Source organism: Microbacterium sp. 18062, from assembly GCF_902706225.1.
Taxonomy (GTDB): Bacteria; Actinomycetota; Actinomycetes; order Actinomycetales; family Microbacteriaceae; genus Microbacterium.
Genome location: NZ_CACSKB010000555.1, coordinates 1 through 409 on the forward strand (window position 1 = coordinate 1; position 409 = coordinate 409).

The 409-nt window shown below is 66.0% G+C and carries 1 protein-coding gene; it reads left to right on the plus strand.

What is annotated here, in order from left to right; all coding sequences use genetic code 11:
• A partial coding sequence (locus GVL03_RS21180) for a hypothetical protein (protein WP_159502744.1) occupies positions 1-409 on the plus strand: 409 nt, incomplete at both ends.

Genomic DNA, 409 nt, shown 5'->3' on the forward strand with positions numbered 1-409 from the left:
CACGAACACCGCGCTCAACCAGGACGGCACCCCCGTCAACCAGGCCGGAAAGCTCTACGGCAACACCACCTACAACGGCAACGCGCAGACGCAGAAGCTGGCGCTGCTCACCGCGCTGACGGCGCTGGCCGAGTTCGGCAACCCGCAGAACAAGACCGACGACACCAATCCGTACAACCAGGCCGCCGCGGCCACGCTGACCTTCGGCAGCTCGGTCGTCGCCAACACCAACCCCGTGGACGGCAAGATCGAGAACATCGAACCGCAGACCAAGTCCGACGTCTACGGCATCGTGCAAAAAGGCACACCCGCCACGCCCCACACCGTGGCCGACGTCCACAGCTTCCTGAACGGCAGCCCCATCGGCGGCCGCGATGGCGAGGGCAATGCCTGGACCATGGTGCTGGAC